General features: G+C 42.4%; 1 pseudogene. It reads left to right on the forward strand.

The annotated features are described in order from the left end of the window. Positions 1-65 precede the first annotated feature (65 nt). Positions 66-641 (forward strand): annotated as a pseudogene (locus tag BN587_RS12075) (NAD-dependent epimerase/dehydratase family protein); the annotation flags it as partial.

The raw sequence follows: 641 nt of genomic DNA on the forward strand, positions 1-641 counted from the left end.
GAGCTGGCAAAACGAGAAGCTGCCTTAAAAAAAGTTCAGTAAGTTTAGAAGGGAAGTCTTTCATAATGATGGAAAAAAATGCCAAAATCTATGTTGCAGGCCATCGTGGAATGGTTGGCTCGGCTATTGTGCGGGAGCTGGGGGGTTAGGGGTATAAAAATATTATCATGTGCGTGAGCTGGAGCGTCAGGGTTATAAAAATATTATCACCCGTACTCATAAGGAGCTTGACCTGTGCAGACAGGATGCAGTAGAAAAGTTTTTTGCTGAAGAAAAGCCGGAATACGTTTTTCTGGCTGCAGCAAAGGTTGGCGGTATTGTTGCAAATAGCGAAGCATTGGCAGATTTCATGTATGACAATATGATTCTGGAAATGAATGTAATTCACAGTGCCTGGAAGAATGGCTGCAAAAAGCTGGAGTTTTTAGGTTCTTCCTGCATTTATCCACGTATGGCACCGCAACCAATGAAAGAAAGCTGCCTGTTGACGAGTGAGCTGGAAAAGACCAACGAAGCTTATGCATTGGCAAAAATCAGTGGTTTGAAATACTGCGAGTTTTTGAATAAGCAGTATGGAACAGACTATATCTCTCTTATGCCGACAAACCTTTATGGCCCGAACGATAATTATCATCCGACAC

The organism is Phascolarctobacterium succinatutens CAG:287 (assembly GCF_000434895.1).
GTDB classification, from domain to species: Bacteria; Bacillota; Negativicutes; order Acidaminococcales; family Acidaminococcaceae; genus Phascolarctobacterium_A; species Phascolarctobacterium_A succinatutens_A.